This is a genomic window from Micromonospora sp. KC207 (assembly GCF_004348615.1).
Classification (GTDB): domain Bacteria; phylum Actinomycetota; class Actinomycetes; order Mycobacteriales; family Micromonosporaceae; genus Micromonospora.
In genome coordinates this window covers 1-17740 of the sequence record NZ_SMKJ01000130.1, presented here as the reverse complement: position 1 = coordinate 17740, position 17740 = coordinate 1, and the positions used below count along the sequence as shown (strand labels likewise).

The window sequence follows — 17740 nt, the reverse complement described above, 5'->3', positions numbered from 1 at the left end:
CCCACCCCCCACCGCGCGCGAAGCGGGCCGCCCGGGAGGCCGAGCGCGCCGCCCGTGCCGAGCGGGCCCGGCAGCGCCGGATGCTGGAACGGGAACTGGCGCGGGCGCGTACCGACCAGGAGCGGGCCGAGGCGGAGCTGGCCGGCGCGGTGGAGGCCGAGCACGACGGTGCCGAGGAACTGGCCGGCATCGAGCGGTCGCTGGCCGAGCTGGAGCGATCGCGCGCAGAGACCGAGCAGGAACTCAGCCGGCGGAAGCTGGCCCGGCGGGCGGCGGAACGGGCCGTCACCGCCGCCCAGCGCCGCACCGGCGAAATCGAGGGGGCGATCGAGGCGGTCGACGCCGAAGACGGGGCTGCCACGGAAGGCCCCGGCGGGGCAGACTGAACCCGATGACGCCGGAGCAGGTCGCCGCCGCGAGCAAGCCGTTGGTGCTGGAGCTCGGGGAGATGTTCGCCCGCTGCCCGGCCACCCTGCACCGGGCCCGTCTGCTGGGCATCTCCGGCTGGGCCTTCCACATCGCCGGCCGGGCCGGGGTGCTCGGCGACGTCCAGGCCGCCACGGTGAGCGCGGCCCTCGGCTTCGTCGCCCCCGACGCGGTCGCCGACGGGTGGGACGCCGCCGCCCGTGTGCACGGTCCGCTGGAGGTGGCCACGGCGAACCTGGCCGAGTGCTGCCGGTGGGGCAGCGAGCACCTGACCGCCGTGCCCGGCGTGACCCTTCTGGCGACGCTGCTGCACCGGGTGGTCGACGCCGCGGACTCCAGCGGGATGCCACTCTTTGCCGCCTGGCGGGCCGTGCCGCCGCCGGACGACTCCCCGGGGGCCCGTGCCGCCGCCGGGCTGCTGCTGCTTCGGGAGCACTTCGCCGGGGCGTACCTGCTGGCGGTGCGGGCCGGCGGGATGACGCCGCTGGAGGCGGTGCTGGCCGGGCCGGAGGGGGAGGCCGGGGCGCTAACCTGCGGCTGGCCGCCGCCGTACCCCCGGGTCGGGCCGCTGGTGCGCCGCCGGCTGTGGGCGGAGGCGGTGACCGACCGGCTGGTGTCGACCGGATTCCGGGCGCTCACGCCGGCCGAGGGCACCGAGCTGCTCGACCTGCTGACCACCGCGCGCGCCGTGGTGCAAGGAAGGGCCCCCTACTAACGCCTGGGGTAGAGAAGGGTTCCCCTCTCACCGGCGAGCCCGCGCGGCGGCGGGGGCAGGGCGCCGCGCGGGGTGAAAATGAGGGGCGCGGGACCGAGGTGGCTGCCAGGATCGCCCCGTGACTCTTCCCGCTGACTGGGCGGCGCGCCGCCCCGCCCTCGACGACGTCCCTGGGATCCTCGCCGTCGTGCACGCCGCAGACACCTTCGCGATCGGCCACCCGGACTTCGACGCCGAGGACGTCAAGGCCGCCCTGACGGCCCCCTTCTTCGACCCGGTGCGCGACTCCTGGCTGGTCAGCGACCCGCAGGGCCGGCCCGTCGCCTGGTCGGTGGTGGACAACCCGACCGGGGTGGGCCGGGAGTTCGTCGACGTCCTCGTCGACCCGGAGCGCGCCGAGGCGGTACGCGCCCCGCTGCTCGCCCTGATGCTGGACCGGGTCGCCGAGCGGGCCGCCGAGCGGGGCCTGCCCGCGCTGACCGTCCGCGCCTCGGCCTACGCGCCGGAGACCCGCTGGGCGACGGAGCTGACCGAGGCCGGTTTCAGCCGGGTGAAGCGGTACGTACGGATGAGTCGTGACCTGGCCGGACTGGACGCCGAGCCGCCGCCCCCACCCGGGGTGACGGTCCGGCCGCTGCGCGCCGGCGACGAGGACGATCTGCGCCTGTTCCACCGGATCTTCGACACGGCGTTCCGGGACACCCCGGACTACGAGCCGGCCGGGTACGACCACTGGCGGGAGCGGCTGCCCGCGTACGACAGGACCTGGGACGAGTGGTTCGTCGCCGAGGTCGACGGGGAGCCGGCCGGCGCGTTGCAGTCGTCCGACCAGGCGCTGGAACAGGACTCGGGCTGGGTGCGGACCCTGTCGGTGCTGCCGAAGTACCGGCGGCACGGGGTCGGCGCCGCGCTGCTGTGGCGGGCCTTCACGGTCTACGCGGCGAAGGGGCGGCGGCACGTCGGCCTCGGCGTCGACCTGGCCAACCCGACCTCCCCGGCGACGCTCTACCGCTCGGTGGGGCTGCGCGAGATGCGCTGGACCGACATGTACGAGCGCACCGTCCCCGCCGCCACGGCGGTGTGACGGGCGCGACGACGGTGTGTGACAGGCGACCCCCGGCGGGGGCCGCCGTGCGGCCCCGTCCCGGGCGGAGCAGACTGGGGATGTGGGAGACGCGCTACGCCGACGCCGTGCCGGTGGGGCGGGACCGCAGCTCGCTGACGTAGTCGTCGGGCGCGCCCGCCTTCTCGGCGGCGTTGGCGATCTCCGACAGATACCACGCCGTCGGCAGGCCGCCCTCGTACCCGTCGAAGACGTAGACCCACGCGGTCACGTCGCCGTCGAGGGTGGAGACGCGGACGTGCAGCTTGCGGTACGTCCCGGAGGCCACCCCCTCGATCTCGTCGAGCTGGACGGCGTCGTACGGGTGGATGTCGTAGAGCGCCACGAACACCCGATCACCGAAGGACTCGACGATGGTGCTGACCGCGCCCTCCCAGCCGATCGCGCCCTCGCCCGCGAAGGTGAGCCGCCAGCCCTCCAGCCAGCCGACGCCGACCATCGGGGAGTGCGGGCAGTAGGCACGCATCCGGGCGGGGTCCAGGTTTGAGCCGTAGGCGGCGTAGTGACGCACGGCGATGACGATAGCCCGGCGGACGGCTGGGGGAGAATACGACGGTGCGTGTCGGACGCGTCGGGGAGAAGAAAGTCACTGTGAGCACGGACGAGGGGCGATAGCTGTGAGCCAGATCGTGATCATCGGCGGGGGGCCGGCCGGGTACGAGGCGGCCCTGGTCGCCGCCCAGTTGGACGCTGATGTCACCGTGGTGGAGGCCGAGGGGGCCGGCGGTGCCTGCGTGCTGTCGGACTGCGTACCGTCGAAGACGTTCATCGCCAGCTCGGAGGTGGTCACCGGGTACCGGGACACCGAGGAGTTCGGGGTGCACTCCGACGGGCTGGAGGCGGTCACCGTCGACGCCCGGGCCGTGCACGATCGGGTCAAGCGGCTCGCCCTGGCCCAGTCCGCCGACATCCACGCGAAGCTGGTGAAAGCCGGCGTCACCTTCGTGGCCGGCACGGCCCGGCTCGGCGAGGACATGCTGGGCCACACCCACCGCGTCGTCGTCACGCCGGCCGACGGCTCCGCGAAGCACTCGATCGACGCGTCGACCGTGCTGGTCGCCACCGGCGCCACCCCCCGCCAGCTCCCCACGGCCGTGCCGGACGGCGAGCGCATCCTGACCTGGCGGCAGGTGTACGACCTGCCGCACCTGCCCGAGCACCTGATCGTCGTCGGCTCCGGAGTCACCGGTGCCGAGTTCGCCAGCGCGTACCTGGCCATGGGGGTCCCGGTCACCCTCGTCTCCAGCCGGGACCGGGTGATGCCGCACGAGGACGCCGACGCCGCCATGGCGATCGAGCGCGTGTTCCGCTCCCGGGGCATGACGATCCTCAACAACTCCCGCGCCGAGAGGGTCCAGCGCATCGCCGACGGGGTGGAGGTCGAGCTGGCCGACGGCCGGCTGGTGCACGGCTCGCACGCGCTCATCGCGGTCGGCTCGATCCCCAACACCGCCGGCCTCGGCCTCGCCGAGTACGGCGTCGAGCTGGCCCGGGGCGGCTACGTCACCGTCGACCGGGTGTCCCGCACCAACGTCCCCGGGATCTACGCTGCCGGCGACTGCACCGGGGTGTTGCCGCTGGCCAGCGTCGCCGCCATGCAGGGCCGGATCGCGATGTGGCACGCGCTCGGCGAGGCGGTCCGGCCGCTGCGGCTGCGTACGGTCGCCGCGAACGTCTTCACCGACCCGGAGTTGGCCACCGTCGGCGTCTCCCAGGACGAGGTGGACGCCGGCAAGACCCCGGCCCGCCAGGTGATGCTGCCGCTGTCGGGCAACGCCCGGGCGAAGATGGACGACCTCGCCGACGGCTTCGTGAAGCTGTTCTGCCGCCCGGCCAGCGGCCAGGTGATCGGCGGTGTGGTGGTGGCACCGAAGGCAAGCGAGCTGATCCTGCCGATCACCATGGCGGTGGAGAACAACCTCACGGTCAACGAGTTGGCCCAGACCATCACCATCTACCCGAGCCTGTCGGGCTCGATCACCGAGGCCGCCCGCCAGCTCATGCTCCACGAGCTGGAGTAACCGAGGCGCTCCACCTCGCCGGCACCCGGCGCGAACCGGGTCGTCGGGCCGGCGACGCGGCGGCGGGCCGGGGACCCGCCGGGCCGGCAACCTCGGCGTACGGGTGGAGGCGGTCGGCGGATCGCCGACCGCCGGCGTACCGTAGTCGGCGCGGCCTCGAGTGTCGGACCCCCCGTAGCCGGCGACCGAGCCGCCATGGGCCGCCGGCAGGTCCCGTGCCGGCGGCCCGCCCCGAGGCGCGCTGTGCATCGGCCGGGTTGCCGACTGTAGCGACTGGCGGCCTGTCGCCCTTCGCGGTAACCGGATGCGTCTCGGCTGCGTCCGGCCGGCCCCGAATTCGGATGCGCGCCCGCCCCCGGCCGGCCTACCGTCTCCCCATGCGCACGACGGTCAGCCCCGGACCGAGGCGGGCTGGGGCTCGGGGTCCCCGACGGCGGCCGGGTCCGGCTGGGTGAACTGGGCCTGGTAAAGCCGGTGGTACGCCCCCCGGGCGGCCAGGAGCTGCTCGTGGGTGCCCTGCTCGACGATGTGACCGTGCTCCATCATCAGGATCAGGTCCGCGTCGCGGATGGTGGACAGGCGGTGGGCGATGACGAAGCTGGTCCGGTCCGAGCGCAGCGCCGCCATGGCCCGCTGGAGCAGCACCTCCGTGCGGGTGTCCACCGAGCTGGTCGCCTCGTCGAGGATCAGCAGCGACGGCTCGGCCAGGAACGCCCGGGCGATGGTGATGAGCTGCTTCTCGCCGGCGCTGACGTTGCTGCCCTCGGAGTCGATGACGGTGTCGTAGCCGTCGGGAAGGCTGCGCACGAACCGGTCCACGAACGTCGCCCGGGCGGCGGCGACGATCTCCTCCTCGCTCGCGTCCGGCCGGCCGTACGCGATGTTGTCGCGGATCGTGCCACCGAAGAGCCAGGTGTCCTGGAGCACCATGCCGATCCGACCGCGCAGGTCGTCGCGGCTCAGCGTGGTGATGTCGACCCCGTCGAGGGTGATCCGGCCGGCGTCCAGCTCGTAGAAGCGCATCACCAGGTTGACCAGGGTGGTCTTGCCGGCGCCGGTCGGCCCGACGATGGCAACCGTGTGCCCCGGCTCGGCGACCAGCGACAGGTCGGTGATCAGCGGCTTGTCCGGCTCGTACCGGAAGGAGACGTGGTCGAATTCGACGCGACCGCGCTGGTCGGCGACCCGGGCCGGCACCGCCGGGTCCGGGCTCTGCTCCTCGGCGTCGAGCACCGCGAACACCCGCTCGGCGGAGGCCACCCCGGACTGGAGCAGGTTGGCCATCGAGGCGACCCGGGTCAGCGGCTGGGTGAACTGGAGGGAGTACTGGATGAATGCCTGCACGTCGCCGATGCTCATCGACCCCGACGCCACCCGCAGCCCGCCGACCACGGCGATCGCGACGTAGCTGAGGTTCCCGATGAACATCATCGCCGGCATGATGATCCCGGAGATGAACTGGGCGCCGAAGCTGGCCCGGAACAGCTCCTCGTTCTTGGCGGTGAAGGCGGCCTCCACCTCGCGCTGCCGGCCGAAGACCTTGACCAGCTCGTGTCCGGTGAACGCCTCCTCGATCTGGCCGTTCAGCTCTCCGGTGTGCGTCCACTGGGCGATGAACCGCTGCTGTGACCGCTTCGCGACCAGGCTGGTGACCACCACCGACATCGGCACCGCAACCAGGGACACCAGCGCCAACAGCGGCGAGATCCAGAACATCATGGCCAGTACGCCGACCACGGTGAGCAGCGAGGTGAGCAGCTGGCTCAGCGTCTGCTGGAGGCTCTGCGAGATGTTGTCGATGTCGTTGGTGACCCGGCTGAGCAGCTCGCCCCGGGGCTGCCGGTCGAAGTACGGCAGCGGCAGCCGGTTCAGCTTGTCCTCCACGTCGGCGCGCAGCCGCAGCACCGTGCGCTGCACCACCCCGTTGAGCAGCCAGCCCTGCCACCACAACAGCACGCTGGCCGCCAGGTAGAGGGCGAGCACGAACAGCAGCACCCGGCCCAGGGCGGTGAAGTCGATGCCCACCCCGGGCATGACGTCCATCCGGGCCAGCATGTCGGCGAAACTGTCGTTACCGGCCGCGCGGGCCGCCGCGACCGCCTGCTCGGCGGTGGTGCCGGCCGGCAACTGCCGGCCGATCACCCCGCTGAAGATCAGGTCGGTGGCGTGGCCGAGCACCTTCGGCCCGTACACGTTGCAACCGACGCTGACCAGCGAGAGGAGGACGATGGCGGCCAACTGGAGGCGGTGCGGTCGCAGCCGGCGCAGCAGCCGGCGGGTGGACGGCCCGAAGTTCATCGACTTCTCGGCCGGCATGCCGGCGCTCATCCACCTCGGGCCGCCGCCCTGGTTGCCGGAGGGCAGCCGTTTCGGCGTCGGCCCCTCCGCCGGCCGCGCGGTGGGCCGCTGATCCGGTACGGCCGTCATGCCGGCACCCCCGCCGTCTGCTGGGAGGCGACGATCTCCGCGTACGTCGGGCAGTCTTCCAGTAGTTCGGCGTGTCGGCCCATCCCGACGATGCCCCCGTCCTCAAGCACGATGATCTGGTCGGCGTCGACGATCGTGGAGACCCGCTGGGCCACGATCAGCACCGTCGCGTCCGCGGTGACCGGTCGTAGCGCCGCGCGCAGCCGGGCGTCGGTGCCCAGGTCGAGCGCCGAGAACGAGTCGTCGAACAGGTAGATCTCCGGCTTGCGGACCAGGGCCCGGGCGATCGCGAGGCGCTGGCGCTGCCCGCCGGAGATATTGGTGCCGCCCTGCGTGATCGGGGCGTTCAGCCCTTCGGGCAACTCGGCGACGAAGTCGCGCGCCTGGGCGATCTCCAGGGCGGCCCACAGTTCCTCGTCGGTGGCGTCCGGGTTGCCGTACCGCAGGTTGCTGGCGATCGTGCCGCTGAACAGGTACGGCCGCTGCGGCACCAGCCCGATCCGCCGCCACAAGTCGTCCGGGGCCAGGTCACGCACGTCCACCCCGTCGACCAGCACCGCCCCGGCGGTGGCGTCGATCAGCCGGGGGATCAGCGTCAGCAGGGTCGTCTTGCCGGCCCCCGTGCTGCCGATGATGGCCGTGGTGCGCCCGGCCGTGGCCTGGAACGAGATGTCGTGCAGCACCGGCGCGCTCGCCCCCGGGTACTGGAACCGGACGCCGCGCAGCTCCAGTTCGCCCCGGCCGGTCACCTCGGCCGTCGGCGCGGCCGGCGGGATCACCGTCGAGTCGGTGTCGAGCACCTCGACGATCCGCTCGGCGCAGACCGCGGCGCGCGGGACCATCATCAGGATGAAGGTGGCCAACATGACGGCCATCAGGATCTGCATGAGGTACTGCAGGAAGGCGGTGAGCGCGCCGACCTGGATCTGGCCGGCGTCGACGCGGTCCGCGCCGAACCACAGCACGGCGACGCTGGAGACATTGAGCACCAACGTCACCACGGGGAAGATCAGGGCCATCAACCGGCCGGTGCGCAGGGCGGTCGCGGTGAGGTCGGCGTTCGCGCGGCCGAAGCGCGCCGTCTCGTACGGCTCGCGGACGAACGCCCGGACCACCCGGATGCCGGTGATCTGCTCGCGCAGCACGCGGTTGACCGCGTCGATGCGGGTCTGCATCAGCCGGAACCCGGGCACCATCCGCCGGATGATCAGCATCAGGGCGATCGCCAGCGCCGGCACGCTGACCAGCATCAGCCAGGACAGCCCGACGTCTTCCCGCAGTGCCATGAACACCCCGCCGACGCTCATGATCGGCGCGGCGACCAGCATGGTGCAGCTCATCAGGACGAGCATCTGCACCTGTTGCACGTCGTTGGTGTTGCGGGTGATCAGCGAGGGTGCGCCGAAGCGGGTCACCTCGCGGGCGGAGAACCGGTTGACGTGGGCGAAGACCTCGGCGCGTACGTCCCGGCCGAAACCCATCGCGGAGCGCGCGCCGAGGAAGACCGCGGCGGTGGAGCAGGCGATCTGCACCAGGCTGACCAGCAGCATCCAGCCGCCCGTACGCATGATGTAGCCCGTGTCGCCCCGGGCCACACCCTGGTCGATGATGTCGGCGTTGAGGCTCGGCAGGTAGAGCGAGGCCATCGTGCCGACGAACTGCAACGCCATCACCGCCGCCAGCGGTCGACGGTACGGGCGTAGGTGGGCGCGGAGCAGCCGGATCAGCACGCCGGAGCCTCCGGCCTAGCGTCGAGGGCCGTCACCCGGGGTTCCTCCCCACTGCCGATGACCTCGAGCAGGAACTGCCGGATCACGGCGGCCTTCGCCGGGTCGGCGTCGACCGAGGTCATCGGTCGTCCGGACTGCATGACGTTGGTGAGCGCGGCGACCCGTTCCCGACCGGCGGGGGTCAGGACGAGCCGCACGCTGCGCCGGTCGACGTCGTCGCGTTGCCGCTCGACGAGGCCGTCGCGCTCCAGTGTGTCGACGATGCCGGTCAGGGTGGCCGGGCGGATGAAGCACGCCTCGGCGACCGCCCGGTGCGGCAGCTCGCCGTGCCGGGCCAGGGTCATCAGGGTGACCATGCCCGCCTGGGTGAGGCCGTGCTCCTCGGCGAGGTAGCGGTTCCACCGTTGGCCGACGACGTGGCCGGCGGTCACCAGCAGCCGGCCGAGTGGCACGTCTCGCAGCCCTATCAGGTCCATGCGGTCATGTTAGTTCCCTGATAGTCAGGGCCCAAACGAAATCGCGGCGGCGGCGGCGAGGAAGACCACCTGGAGCAGCGCGCGGGGGGCGAGCGGGGTCACCGGCCGGCCGGCCAGGGTCAGCCCGCGCCGGGCGGCCGAGGCGTTGGCCGGGAACAACGCGAGCAGCAGCAGTCCCAGCCCGGCCGCAGCCCACCGCGCCGTGTCGGGGACGAGCAGCGCGACCGCGCCAGCCAACTCCAGCAGGCCGGTGACGGTCACCAGCAGCCCCGGGTGGGGCAGTCGGGGCGGCACCATGGCGACCAGGTCGGGCCGCCGGGAGGTGAAGTGGGCGAGCCCGGTGAGCACGAACATGGCCGCGAGCCCGACCCGCAGGGCGGGGTGCCAGCCGGCCAGGGCGTCGACGCCGAGCAGCCCGGCGAGTCGGGCCAGGGCCGAGCCGGCGACGAGAGCGATCAGGGGCACCATCGGGTTCTCCTCGGTCGAAGGCAACTTGCCATTGCCTAGATTGCTCCGGCCTGGCCATCTTGTCAATGACAAGTTAAGCTGCCGGCATGACCGGACCGCGTGGCTACCACCACGGTGACCTGCGTCGCGCCCTGCTCGCCGCCGCCGTCGACGCGATCACCGACGCCGGGCCGGCCGCCCTGAGCCTGCGCGACCTGGCCCGCCGGGCCGGGGTCTCGCACGCCGCCCCCGCGCACCACTTCGGCGACAAGGCGGGGCTGCTCACCGCGCTCGCCGTCGAGGGATTCGACCTGCTGGCCGGGGCGCTGCGCGAGGCCGGCGACCTGCTCGACGCCGGCGTCGCGTACGTCCGGTTCGCGGTCGACCACCGGGCCCACTTCGAGGTGATGTTCCGCCCGGAGCTCTACCGTCGCGACGACCCCGAGGCGACGGCCGCCCGTGATCGGGCCGGCGCGGCGCTGCGGGCCGGGGTGGCCGCCCTCCCGCGCCGGGAAACCGACCCGGACCAGGGGGCGGACGCCCTGGCCGCCTGGTCGATCGTGCACGGCTTCGTGACACTCTGGCTGGCCGGGGCGCTCCCACCCGGCACCGGCCCGGACCCGGAGGCCGCCGCCCGGACCGTCATCCGCCGCCTCTTCGACTGACCCCGGCCCGTTCGGCGGGCCCTCGACGGGCGGCGGCTCAGTGCGTGGCGGCGCGTGCGGCATCGGCCACGCCGACACCCGGCCGCGTGCGGAAGGAAGGGCACCTCGTTAACGCCTGCGGTCAGAGGAGGGAACCCTTCTCACCCCCGGGCGCGGGGTCACCAACTCGTCGGTAGGGGCATACCCTCGGTGTAGCCGGCCGTGCTCTGCACCCCGACCAGCGCCCGCTCCGCGAACTCCGCCAGGCTGCGCGCGCCCGCGTACGTGCACGCGCTGCGCACCCCGGAGATGATCTCGTCGATCAGGTCCTCCACGCCCGGGCGATCCGGGTCGAGGTACATCCGGGCCGAGGAGATGCCCTCCTCGAAGATCCCCTTGCGGGCCCGGTCGAACGCGCTGTCCTCGGCCGTACGCGCGCTGACCGCCCGCGACGACGCCATTCCGAAGCTCTCCTTGTACCTCCGGCCGTCCGCGTCCGTGTACAGGTCACCGGGGGACTCGTACGTGCCGGCGAACCAGGAACCGATCATCACGTTCGACGCGCCGGCGGCGAGGGCCAGCGCCACGTCGCGTGGGTGCCGTACCCCGCCGTCGGCCCAGACGTGCCGGCCGAGGTCCCGCGCCGCCGCCGCGCAGTCCAGCACCGCGGAGAACTGCGGTCGCCCCACCCCGGTCATCATCCGGGTGGTGCACATCGCGCCCGGACCGACGCCCACCTTCACGATGTCGGCGCCGGCCTCGACGAGGTCGCGTACCCCATCGGCGGTGACCACGTTGCCGGCCGCGACCGGAACGCCCGGGTGAAGCTTGCGCACCGCCCGTAGCGCGGCGACCATCCGAGCCTGGTGGCCGTGCGCGGTGTCCACCACCAGGGCGTCGACCCCGGCCTCCAGCAGCGCGGCGGCCTTGCCGGTGACGTCGCCGTTGATGCCGACGGCCGCCGCGATCCGCAGCCGGCCCCGGTCGTCCACCGCCGGGGTGTAGAGGGTCGCGCGCAGCGCGCCCTTGCGGGTCAACACCCCGACGAGCCGGCCGTCGCCGTCCACCACCGGCGCGAGCCGCCGCCGGCCCGCCGAGAGCCGGTCGAATCCGGTACGCGGGTCCGCGTCCGCCGGCACCGTGTGCAGCTCGGTCGACATCACGTGGCGGAGCTGGGCGAAGCGGTCCACCCCGACGGTGTCCGCCTCCGTCACCACACCCAGCGGCCGACCGGCCTCGTCGACCACCACCACCGCGCCATGCGACCGTTTCGGCAGCAGATGGATGGCATCGCCGACGGTGTCGGTGGGGCCGAGCGTGATCGCCGTGTCGTGCACCAGGTGCCGTTGCTTGACCCAGGCGACCACGTTGGCCACCACCTCGATCGGGATGTCCTGCGGGATCACCGCGAGCGCGCCCCGCCGGGCGACCGTCTCGGCCATCCGCCGGCCGGCCACCGCCGTCATGTTCGCCACCACCAGCGGGATGGTGGTGCCCGTGCCGTCCGAGGTGGCCAGGTCGACGTCCAACCGGGAGCCGACCTCGGAGCGGTTCGGTGCCATGAAGACGTCGTTGTAGGTCAGGTCGTGCGCGGGAACCGCGCCATGTAGGAACCGCACCTGGCCATCATTCCCGGCCCCGGCCCTCACCGCGCGCGGTGGTCGCGGAAAACACCCCCGTCCGGTACGCGTACCCCGTCCGGTACGCGTACCCCAGCTGGGGCGCGGCCCCGCCGGGCGCGTGGTCAGGAAGGGGCCCTTCCTATACCGAATGCGTTAACAGGGGCCCCTCCTTGCACCTCAGGTGATGGTGCAGATGGGGGCGCCGGCGGCGATGACCGCGCCGACCTCGGCGGACAGCCCGCCGACCGTGCCCGCCTTGTGCGCGTGCAGCGGCTGCTCCATCTTCATCGCCTCCAGCACGACGACCAGGTCGCCCTTGGCGACGGTGTCCCCGTCCGCGACGGTGATCTTCACGATCGTGCCCTGCATCGGAGAGGTGAGGGCGTCGCCGCCGACCGCCGCGCCGGCCTTGGCCCCGCCGCCGCGCCGGGCCGGCTTCACCGCGGCGGGCCCGGCGGCCGTACCCGCGCCGAGGCCGGCGGGGAGGGACACCTCCAGCCGCTTGCCGCCCACCTCGACCACGACGGTCTCCCGCTCGGCCGGGCCCTCGGCGGGGCCGGCGGCGGCGGTGAACGGCGGGACGGTGTTGTCGAACTCCGTCTCGATCCACCGGGTGTGCACGGTGAACGGCGCGGCGGTGAACGCGGGGTCGCGTACCACCAGGCGGTGGAACGGCAGCGCCGTGGCCATTCCCTCGACGACCATCTCGTCCAGCGCCCGCCGGGCCCGCTCCAGGGCCTCGGTGCGGGTCTCGCCGGTGATGATCACCTTGGCCAGCAGGGAGTCGAAGTTGCCGCCGATCACGTCGCCGGCGGAGATGCCGGTGTCCACCCGGACACCGGGGCCGGTGGGCAGCCGCAGCGCGGTGACGGTGCCGGGGGCGGGCAGGAAGTTGCGGCCCGGGTCCTCGCCGTTGATCCGGAACTCGATGGAGTGCCCGCGCGGGGTCGGATCCTCGGTCAGCCGCAGCCTCTCGCCGTCGGCGATCCGGAACTGCTCGCGGACGAGGTCGATGCCGGCGGTTTCCTCGGTGACCGGGTGCTCGACCTGGAGGCGGGTGTTGACCTCGAGGAACGAGATCGTGCCGTCCGTGCCCACCAGGTACTCCACGGTGCCGGCGCCATGGTAGCCGGCCTCCCGGCAGATTGCCTTGGCGCTGTCGTGAATCTGCCGGCGCTGGGCATCGGTGAGGAACGGCGCGGGGGCCTCCTCGACGAGTTTCTGGTGCCGGCGTTGCAGCGAGCAGTCCCGGGTGCCGACGACGATCACGTTGCCGTGCTGGTCGGCGAGGACCTGGGCCTCGACGTGCCGGGGCTGGTCGAGGTACCGCTCGACGAAGCACTCGCCCCGGCCGAACGCCGCGACCGCCTCCCGGGTTGCCGACTCGAACAGGTGCGGGATCTCCTCCATCGTGCGGGCCACCTTGAGGCCGCGCCCGCCGCCGCCGAAGGCGGCCTTGATGGCGACCGGCAGGCCGTGGTCGACCGCGAATGCGATCACCTCGTCCGGGCTGCCGACCGGGTCCGAGGTGCCGGGAACCAGGGGCGCGCCGGCCCGCTGGGCGATGTGCCGGGCGGTGACCTTGTCGCCCAGGTCGCGGATCGCCTGCGGGGTCGGGCCGATCCAGGTAAGCCCGGCGTCGAGGACGGCCTGGGCGAAGTCGGCGTTCTCGGCGAGGAAGCCGTACCCGGGGTGGACGGCGTCGGCCCCGGCCTGTGCCGCGACGGCGATCAGCTTGTCGATCCGCAGGTACGTCTCGGCGGCGGTGTCGCCGCGCAGCGCGTACGCCTCGTCGGCCAGGGTGGCGTGCAGGGCTTCCCGGTCGGAGTCCGCGTAGACGGCGACGCTGCCCAGGCCGGCGTCGCGGCAGGCGCGGATGACGCGGACGGCGATCTCGCCTCGGTTGGCGATGAGTACCTTGCGCACCTCGTGGCTCCTCCCGGGATGTTACTGACGGGGAGTTTATCGGCCGGCGTCGTGGCCCTAACGATCGCTCAGTGTGGGATGAGGCACTGCCCGGATGCGTGGGTAGTCAAACTTGTCTAATACGCTTTTCCGGTGTCTGCCACTCGCATGATGATTCTCGGCCTGGTCAAGTGGATGCAGCCGGTGCACGGCTACGACGTCCGCCGCGAGCTGCTCAGTTGGGGTGCCGACAAGTGGGCCAACGTGCAGCCCGGCTCGATCTACCACGCGCTGCGCAAGCTCGGCGAGGAGGGGCTGCTCCGCGAGGTCGCCACCGAGCGGGTCGGCGCCCGGCGGGCGCGGACGACGTACGAGATCACCCTGAAGGGGGTCGACGAGTTCGAGACGCTGCTGCGCGGCCTGTGGTGGGGCAATCATCAGACGAGCGATCCGTTCGTGGCGGCGTTCGCGTTCCTGCCGGCGCTGCCCAGGCCGGAGGCGGTGGCCGCGCTGCGCAGCCGGGGGCAGGTGCTGCGGGCCAGTGTCGAGACCATGCGCGCCTCGATGGAGTCCTCCTGGATCCGCGACTCCAAACCGGTCGGCGTGAGCTGGATGTACGAGCTGTGGATTGCCCGGGGAGAGGCCGAGGTGGCCTGGTGCGAGCGGGTCGCCGACCGGATCGAGGCCGGCGTGCCGTATCTGCCGGAAGGGTTGGCCAGTCAGGACGGCTGGAACGTGGGGGAGGAGGCCGACGGTCGCCATTAATCAAAGTTGACTAGAGAAGTTATATCGCGTTAGCCTCGGCGCGACGTTCGGGGCCACCCGTGTGGTGTGGCGTCCCGGAAAGAGGGCCGGCCCGGTCCGGCTGAGGACGACCAGGAGCGAAGATGATCCAGACCAGAGGGCTGCGGAAGTCGTTTCGCTCCCGCGCCGGTCGACAGCACAAGACGGTCGACGCCGTGCGCGGCGTCGACCTGGACGTCGCCGAGGGGGAGATCTTCGGGTTCCTCGGCCCCAACGGCGCCGGGAAGACCACCACCCTGCGGATGCTGGCCACCCTCATCACCCCAGACGGCGGCCAGGCCACCATCGCCGGGGCCGACCTGCTGCGGAACCCGGCCGAGGTGCGCCGCCGGATCGGCTATGTCGCCCAGGGCGGCAGCACCTGGGACGACTCCACCGCCCGCGAGGAACTGGTCCTGCACGCCCGGATGTACGGCATCGGCAAGGCCGACGCCCTCCGCCGCGCCGAGCGCGCACTGGCCGCCTTTCAGCTCACCGAGTACGCCGACCGCACGTGCAAGACCTACTCCGGCGGCCAGCGCCGCCGCGTCGAGATCGCTCTCGGCATCATCCACGACCCCCGCATCGTCTTCCTCGACGAGCCGACCAGCGGCCTCGACCCGCAGAGCCGCGCCCACATGTGGGACGAGATCCGTCGGCTGCGCGCCGAGGGGATGACCGTCTTCATCACCACGCACTACCTGGACGAGGCCGACGCGCTCTGCGACCGGATCGCGATCATGGACCACGGCGAGGTGGTCGCCGAGGGTACGCCGGGCGGGCTGAAGCGGGAAATCTCTGGCGAGGTGCTGCTCGTCGGGCTGGACGCCGCCGCCACCCCGCAGGCCGCCCAACTGCTCGACACCGAGCCGTACGTCACCAAGCTGGAAACCGTCGACGGCGGCGGCCTGCGCCTGACCGTCGACGAGGGGGCCACCGCCATCCCGCAGGTCCTGCGCCGGCTCGACCAGTCCGGCCTCAGGCTCAGCTCGATCGAGCTGCACCGCCCCAGCCTCGACGACGTCTTCCTCACCAAGACCGGCCGCTCGCTGCGCGAGTCCTGACCACCCGGAGTCCGATCATGAAGTTCGCCCGCGACACCTGGCTCGTCGCCCAGCGCCAGATGCAACTCCTGCTCCGCAATCCGGTCTGGGTCTTCGTCGGCGTGTTCCAGCCGGTGATGTACCTGCTCCTCTTCGCCCCGCTGCTCAAGCCCGCGCTGAACGCGCCGACCCAGGCCGAGGCGTACAAGATCTTCGTGCCCGGCCTGCTGGTGCTGCTGGCCATCTTCGGCGGCCTCTTCCAGGGCTTCGGCCTGATCGCCGAGCTGCGCGCCGGCGTCATCGAACGGTCCCGGGTCACCCCGGTCAGCCGGCTCGCGCTGCTGCTCGGGCGGGCACTGCGCGACGTCGTGTCGCTGCTCGCCCAGGCCGTCATCATCACCCTGCTCGCGCTCCTGTTCGAGCTGCGCGTGTTCATCGGCGACCTGCTGTTGGCGTACCTGATGCTCGCCCTGATCGCGCTGATGACCTCGGCCGTCTCGTACGGCGTCGCGCTCAAGGTCAAGAGTGAGGACGCGCTCGCCCCGGTGATGAACACCGTCGCCCAGCCGGTGCTGCTGCTCTCCGGCATCCTGCTGCCGCTCACCTTCGCCCCCGGCTGGCTCCAGCGCATCGCCGAGTGGAACCCGTTCTCCTGGGCCGTGGACGGCACCCGGGCCCTCTTCGCCGGCGACCTCGGCAACGACAAGGTCTGGCAGGGCCTGACCATCATCGCCGTGCTGGCCGCCGTCGGCGTCGCCTGGGCCGCCCGCCAGTTCGCCCGCAGCGTGCGCTGAGGTGTTGAGGTGTAAGGGAGGGGCCCCTTGTCAACGCATTCGGTATAGGAAGGGCCCCTTCCTAACACCCCGCCCCGCCTCACCCCCTCCTCGACCGGGTGAGGCGGACACGCGACGCCGGCCCGGCGACCTGGCGCGAACGTCCGGCTGGCGCCCGTCAGCGCACCCGGGCCAGGGTCAGCCCGTCGGCGATCGGCAGCAGCACCGGCTCCACCCGGACGTCGGCCATCACCTCGTCGTTGAACGCGGCGATGGCCCGGTCGTCGGCGTCGCGCGGGGCGAGCACCCGGCCCCCACGCAACGTGTTGTCCACCGCGATGATCCCGCCCGGGAGCATGCGGGGCACCAACTCCGCCCAGTAGACCGGGTAGCCGACCTTGTCCGCGTCAATGAACGCGAAGTCCAGGTGCCGCTCGTACGGCAACCCGCGCAGCGTGTCCCCGGCCGGCCCGATCCGCAGCTCGATCTGGTCGGCCACCCCGGCCCGCGTCCAGTACCGCCGCGCGACGCCCGTGTACTCCTCCGAGATGTCGAAGCAGGTCAACCGCCCGCCCTCGGCCAGCCCGCGCGCGATCGCCAGGGAGGACAGCCCGGTGAAGGTGCCCACCTCCACCGCCCGCCGCGCCCCGATCAACCGGGTGAGGAACGTCAGGAACGCGGCCTGCTCCGGGGCCACCTGCATCCTCGCCTCGGCGGGCAGCGCGGCGAGGGTCTCCTCGATCAGATCCCGCATCACCTCGTCCGGGTCCGATCCGTGGGCCACCACGTACGCATGCAGTTCCGGGGTCAGCGGCAGGGATTTCGTCGTCATGGCTGGACCGTACCCACCGCCTCGACCGTCTGGCCGCCCGGCGCGATCTTCGTCCACAGGTCGATGATCCGCAGGTCCAGCTCGCCGAGAAGCCTGCGCAGCAGCGGCAGGGAGAGGCCGACCACCGTGCCCGGGTCGCCGTCGACACCCTCCAGGAACGCCCCGCCCATTCCGTCGATGGTGAACGCGCCGGCGACCGCGAGCGGTTCGCCCGTCGCGACGTACGCGGCAATCTCCTCGTCGCTGATGTCAGCGAAACGTACGGTGGTCGAGGCGACCGCCTCGGCGCGCGTCTCGTGGATGACGTCGATCAGGCAGTGTCCGGTGTGTAGAACCCCGCTGCGCCCCCGCATCCGCTCCCAACGCCGGGTAGCGTCCGCCTCGTCGGCCGGCTTGCCGAGAATCTCGCGGTCGAAGGCGAGCACCGAGTCGCAGCCGAGCACCAGCGTCCGCTCGTCGGCCGACGGCCGCAGCCGGCCGACGACCGCCTGCGCCTTCAGGCGGGCCAGCTCCAGGCACAGATCCTCGGCTTGCTCGCTGGCCACCTGGGACTCGTCGACCCCACTGACCAGCACGTCGGGTTCGATGCCGGCGGCGTGGAGAAGCTTGCGACGGGCAGGGCTCGCCGACGCGAGCACGAGTCGGAGCGAAATCGAGTTCGACACGTCGCCGACGCTACCGCTTCCCCCGCCTCCGTCGACGCCGCCTGGCCGTTGACCGACCCCCGCCGATCACACTGCCCGCTGATCGACTCCATGTCGGCCACATAGCGG

Annotated in this window: 16 protein-coding genes and 1 pseudogene; 8 read left to right on the top strand and 9 right to left on the bottom strand. The window is 72.5% G+C overall.

Annotation, left to right across the window (positions count from 1 at the left end; genetic code table 11):
• The 3 genes and pseudogenes from E1258_RS17745 to E1258_RS17735 all read left to right on the top strand — a co-directional run.
• Positions 1–386 (top strand): annotated as a pseudogene (locus E1258_RS17745) (hypothetical protein); the annotation flags it as partial.
• A gap of 5 nt (positions 387–391) precedes the next feature.
• A complete protein-coding gene (locus E1258_RS17740) occupies positions 392–1141 on the top strand; it encodes a hypothetical protein (RefSeq protein ID WP_132402369.1) in 750 nt (249 codons plus the stop codon).
• Positions 1142–1259: 118 nt separating this feature from the next.
• Entirely contained in the window at positions 1260–2225 is a 966-nt protein-coding gene (locus tag E1258_RS17735) for a GNAT family N-acetyltransferase (RefSeq protein ID WP_132402366.1), read from the top strand.
• A gap of 94 nt (positions 2226–2319) precedes the next feature.
• On the opposite strand, the gene E1258_RS17730 is transcribed toward E1258_RS17735, so the two are convergent.
• Entirely contained in the window at positions 2320–2775 is a 456-nt protein-coding gene (locus E1258_RS17730; RefSeq protein WP_132402363.1) for a gamma-glutamylcyclotransferase, read from the bottom strand.
• Between the two features lie 106 nt (positions 2776–2881).
• Here E1258_RS17730 and E1258_RS17725 point away from each other — a divergent pair, with 106 nt between their 5' ends.
• Positions 2882–4285 carry an NAD(P)H-quinone dehydrogenase gene (locus E1258_RS17725; protein WP_132402360.1) on the top strand — a complete coding sequence of 468 codons (1404 nt, stop codon included), beginning with the start codon at positions 2882–2884 and terminating at the stop codon, positions 4283–4285.
• Positions 4286–4675: 390 nt separating this feature from the next.
• Here E1258_RS17725 and E1258_RS17720 read toward each other — a convergent pair whose 3' ends face one another.
• From E1258_RS17720 to E1258_RS17705, 4 genes are read right to left on the bottom strand one after another with little or no spacing between them, the layout of a single operon-like run.
• Positions 4676–6712 carry an ABC transporter ATP-binding protein gene (locus E1258_RS17720; RefSeq protein ID WP_132402357.1) on the bottom strand — a complete coding sequence of 679 codons (2037 nt, stop codon included), beginning with the start codon at positions 6710–6712 and terminating at the stop codon, positions 4676–4678.
• Positions 6709–8442, bottom strand: coding sequence for an ABC transporter ATP-binding protein (locus tag E1258_RS17715; RefSeq protein ID WP_132402354.1), 1734 nt, complete (start codon positions 8440–8442; stop codon positions 6709–6711). The genes E1258_RS17720 and E1258_RS17715 overlap by 4 nt, the downstream gene beginning before the upstream one ends.
• On the bottom strand, positions 8436–8918 hold the full coding sequence (locus E1258_RS17710; protein ID WP_132402351.1) for a MarR family winged helix-turn-helix transcriptional regulator: 483 nt from the start codon (positions 8916–8918) through the stop codon (positions 8436–8438). Before E1258_RS17710 ends, E1258_RS17715 begins: the two co-directional genes overlap by 7 nt.
• Positions 8919–8942: 24 nt before the next feature.
• The gene (locus E1258_RS17705) at positions 8943–9386 is read right to left on the bottom strand and encodes a DoxX family membrane protein (RefSeq protein ID WP_132402348.1); all 444 of its coding nucleotides are present in this window, start codon (positions 9384–9386) and stop codon (positions 8943–8945) included.
• 86 nt (positions 9387–9472) lie between these two features.
• Here E1258_RS17705 and E1258_RS17700 point away from each other — a divergent pair, with 86 nt between their 5' ends.
• Positions 9473–10030 (top strand): TetR/AcrR family transcriptional regulator, encoded by a 558-nt coding sequence (locus tag E1258_RS17700; protein WP_132402345.1) that lies wholly within the window; start codon positions 9473–9475, stop codon positions 10028–10030.
• Between the two features lie 158 nt (positions 10031–10188).
• On the opposite strand, the gene E1258_RS17695 is transcribed toward E1258_RS17700, so the two are convergent.
• Complete coding sequence (locus E1258_RS17695) at positions 10189–11628, bottom strand: GuaB1 family IMP dehydrogenase-related protein (RefSeq protein WP_036374186.1); 1440 nt, start codon at positions 11626–11628, stop codon at positions 10189–10191.
• 180 nt (positions 11629–11808) lie between these two features.
• On the bottom strand, positions 11809–13557 hold the full coding sequence (locus tag E1258_RS17690; protein ID WP_132402342.1) for a biotin carboxylase N-terminal domain-containing protein: 1749 nt from the start codon (positions 13555–13557) through the stop codon (positions 11809–11811).
• A 147-nt stretch (positions 13558–13704) separates the two neighbouring features.
• Here E1258_RS17690 and E1258_RS17685 point away from each other — a divergent pair, with 147 nt between their 5' ends.
• The 3 genes from E1258_RS17685 to E1258_RS17675 all read left to right on the top strand — a co-directional run bounded on the left by E1258_RS17685 (position 13705) and on the right by E1258_RS17675 (position 16156).
• Entirely contained in the window at positions 13705–14301 is a 597-nt protein-coding gene (locus tag E1258_RS17685; protein WP_132402374.1) for a PadR family transcriptional regulator, read from the top strand.
• 122 nt (positions 14302–14423) lie between these two features.
• Positions 14424–15383, top strand: a complete 960-nt coding sequence (locus tag E1258_RS17680; RefSeq protein ID WP_132402339.1) for an ATP-binding cassette domain-containing protein — start codon at positions 14424–14426, stop codon at positions 15381–15383.
• A 17-nt stretch (positions 15384–15400) separates the two neighbouring features.
• Positions 15401–16156, top strand: coding sequence for an ABC transporter permease (locus E1258_RS17675; RefSeq protein WP_036374194.1), 756 nt, complete (start codon positions 15401–15403; stop codon positions 16154–16156).
• 157 nt (positions 16157–16313) lie between these two features.
• On the opposite strand, the gene E1258_RS17670 is transcribed toward E1258_RS17675, so the two are convergent.
• Together E1258_RS17670 and E1258_RS17665 are read right to left on the bottom strand one after the other, a co-directional pair.
• On the bottom strand, positions 16314–16967 hold the full coding sequence (locus E1258_RS17670; RefSeq protein ID WP_132402336.1) for an O-methyltransferase: 654 nt from the start codon (positions 16965–16967) through the stop codon (positions 16314–16316).
• The gene (locus E1258_RS17665) at positions 16964–17632 is read right to left on the bottom strand and encodes a nucleoside triphosphate pyrophosphatase (protein ID WP_132402333.1); all 669 of its coding nucleotides are present in this window, start codon (positions 17630–17632) and stop codon (positions 16964–16966) included. The genes E1258_RS17670 and E1258_RS17665 overlap by 4 nt, the downstream gene beginning before the upstream one ends.
• Between the last annotated feature and the right edge of the window lie 108 nt (positions 17633–17740).

Coding starts and splice junctions, on each gene's coding strand:
- E1258_RS17740 (WP_132402369.1), top strand. CDS start 392: ATGACGCCGGAGCAGGTCGCCGCCGCGAGCAAGCCGTTGGTGCTGGAG.
- E1258_RS17710 (WP_132402351.1), bottom strand. CDS start 8,918: ATGGACCTGATAGGGCTGCGAGACGTGCCACTCGGCCGGCTGCTGGTG.
- E1258_RS17705 (WP_132402348.1), bottom strand. CDS start 9,386: ATGGTGCCCCTGATCGCTCTCGTCGCCGGCTCGGCCCTGGCCCGACTC.
- E1258_RS17685 (WP_132402374.1), top strand. CDS start 13,705: ATGATGATTCTCGGCCTGGTCAAGTGGATGCAGCCGGTGCACGGCTAC.
- E1258_RS17680 (WP_132402339.1), top strand. CDS start 14,424: ATGATCCAGACCAGAGGGCTGCGGAAGTCGTTTCGCTCCCGCGCCGGT.
- E1258_RS17675 (WP_036374194.1), top strand. CDS start 15,401: ATGAAGTTCGCCCGCGACACCTGGCTCGTCGCCCAGCGCCAGATGCAA.
- E1258_RS17670 (WP_132402336.1), bottom strand. CDS start 16,967: ATGACGACGAAATCCCTGCCGCTGACCCCGGAACTGCATGCGTACGTG.
- E1258_RS17720 (WP_132402357.1), bottom strand. CDS start 6,712: ATGACGGCCGTACCGGATCAGCGGCCCACCGCGCGGCCGGCGGAGGGG.
- E1258_RS17700 (WP_132402345.1), top strand. CDS start 9,473: ATGACCGGACCGCGTGGCTACCACCACGGTGACCTGCGTCGCGCCCTG.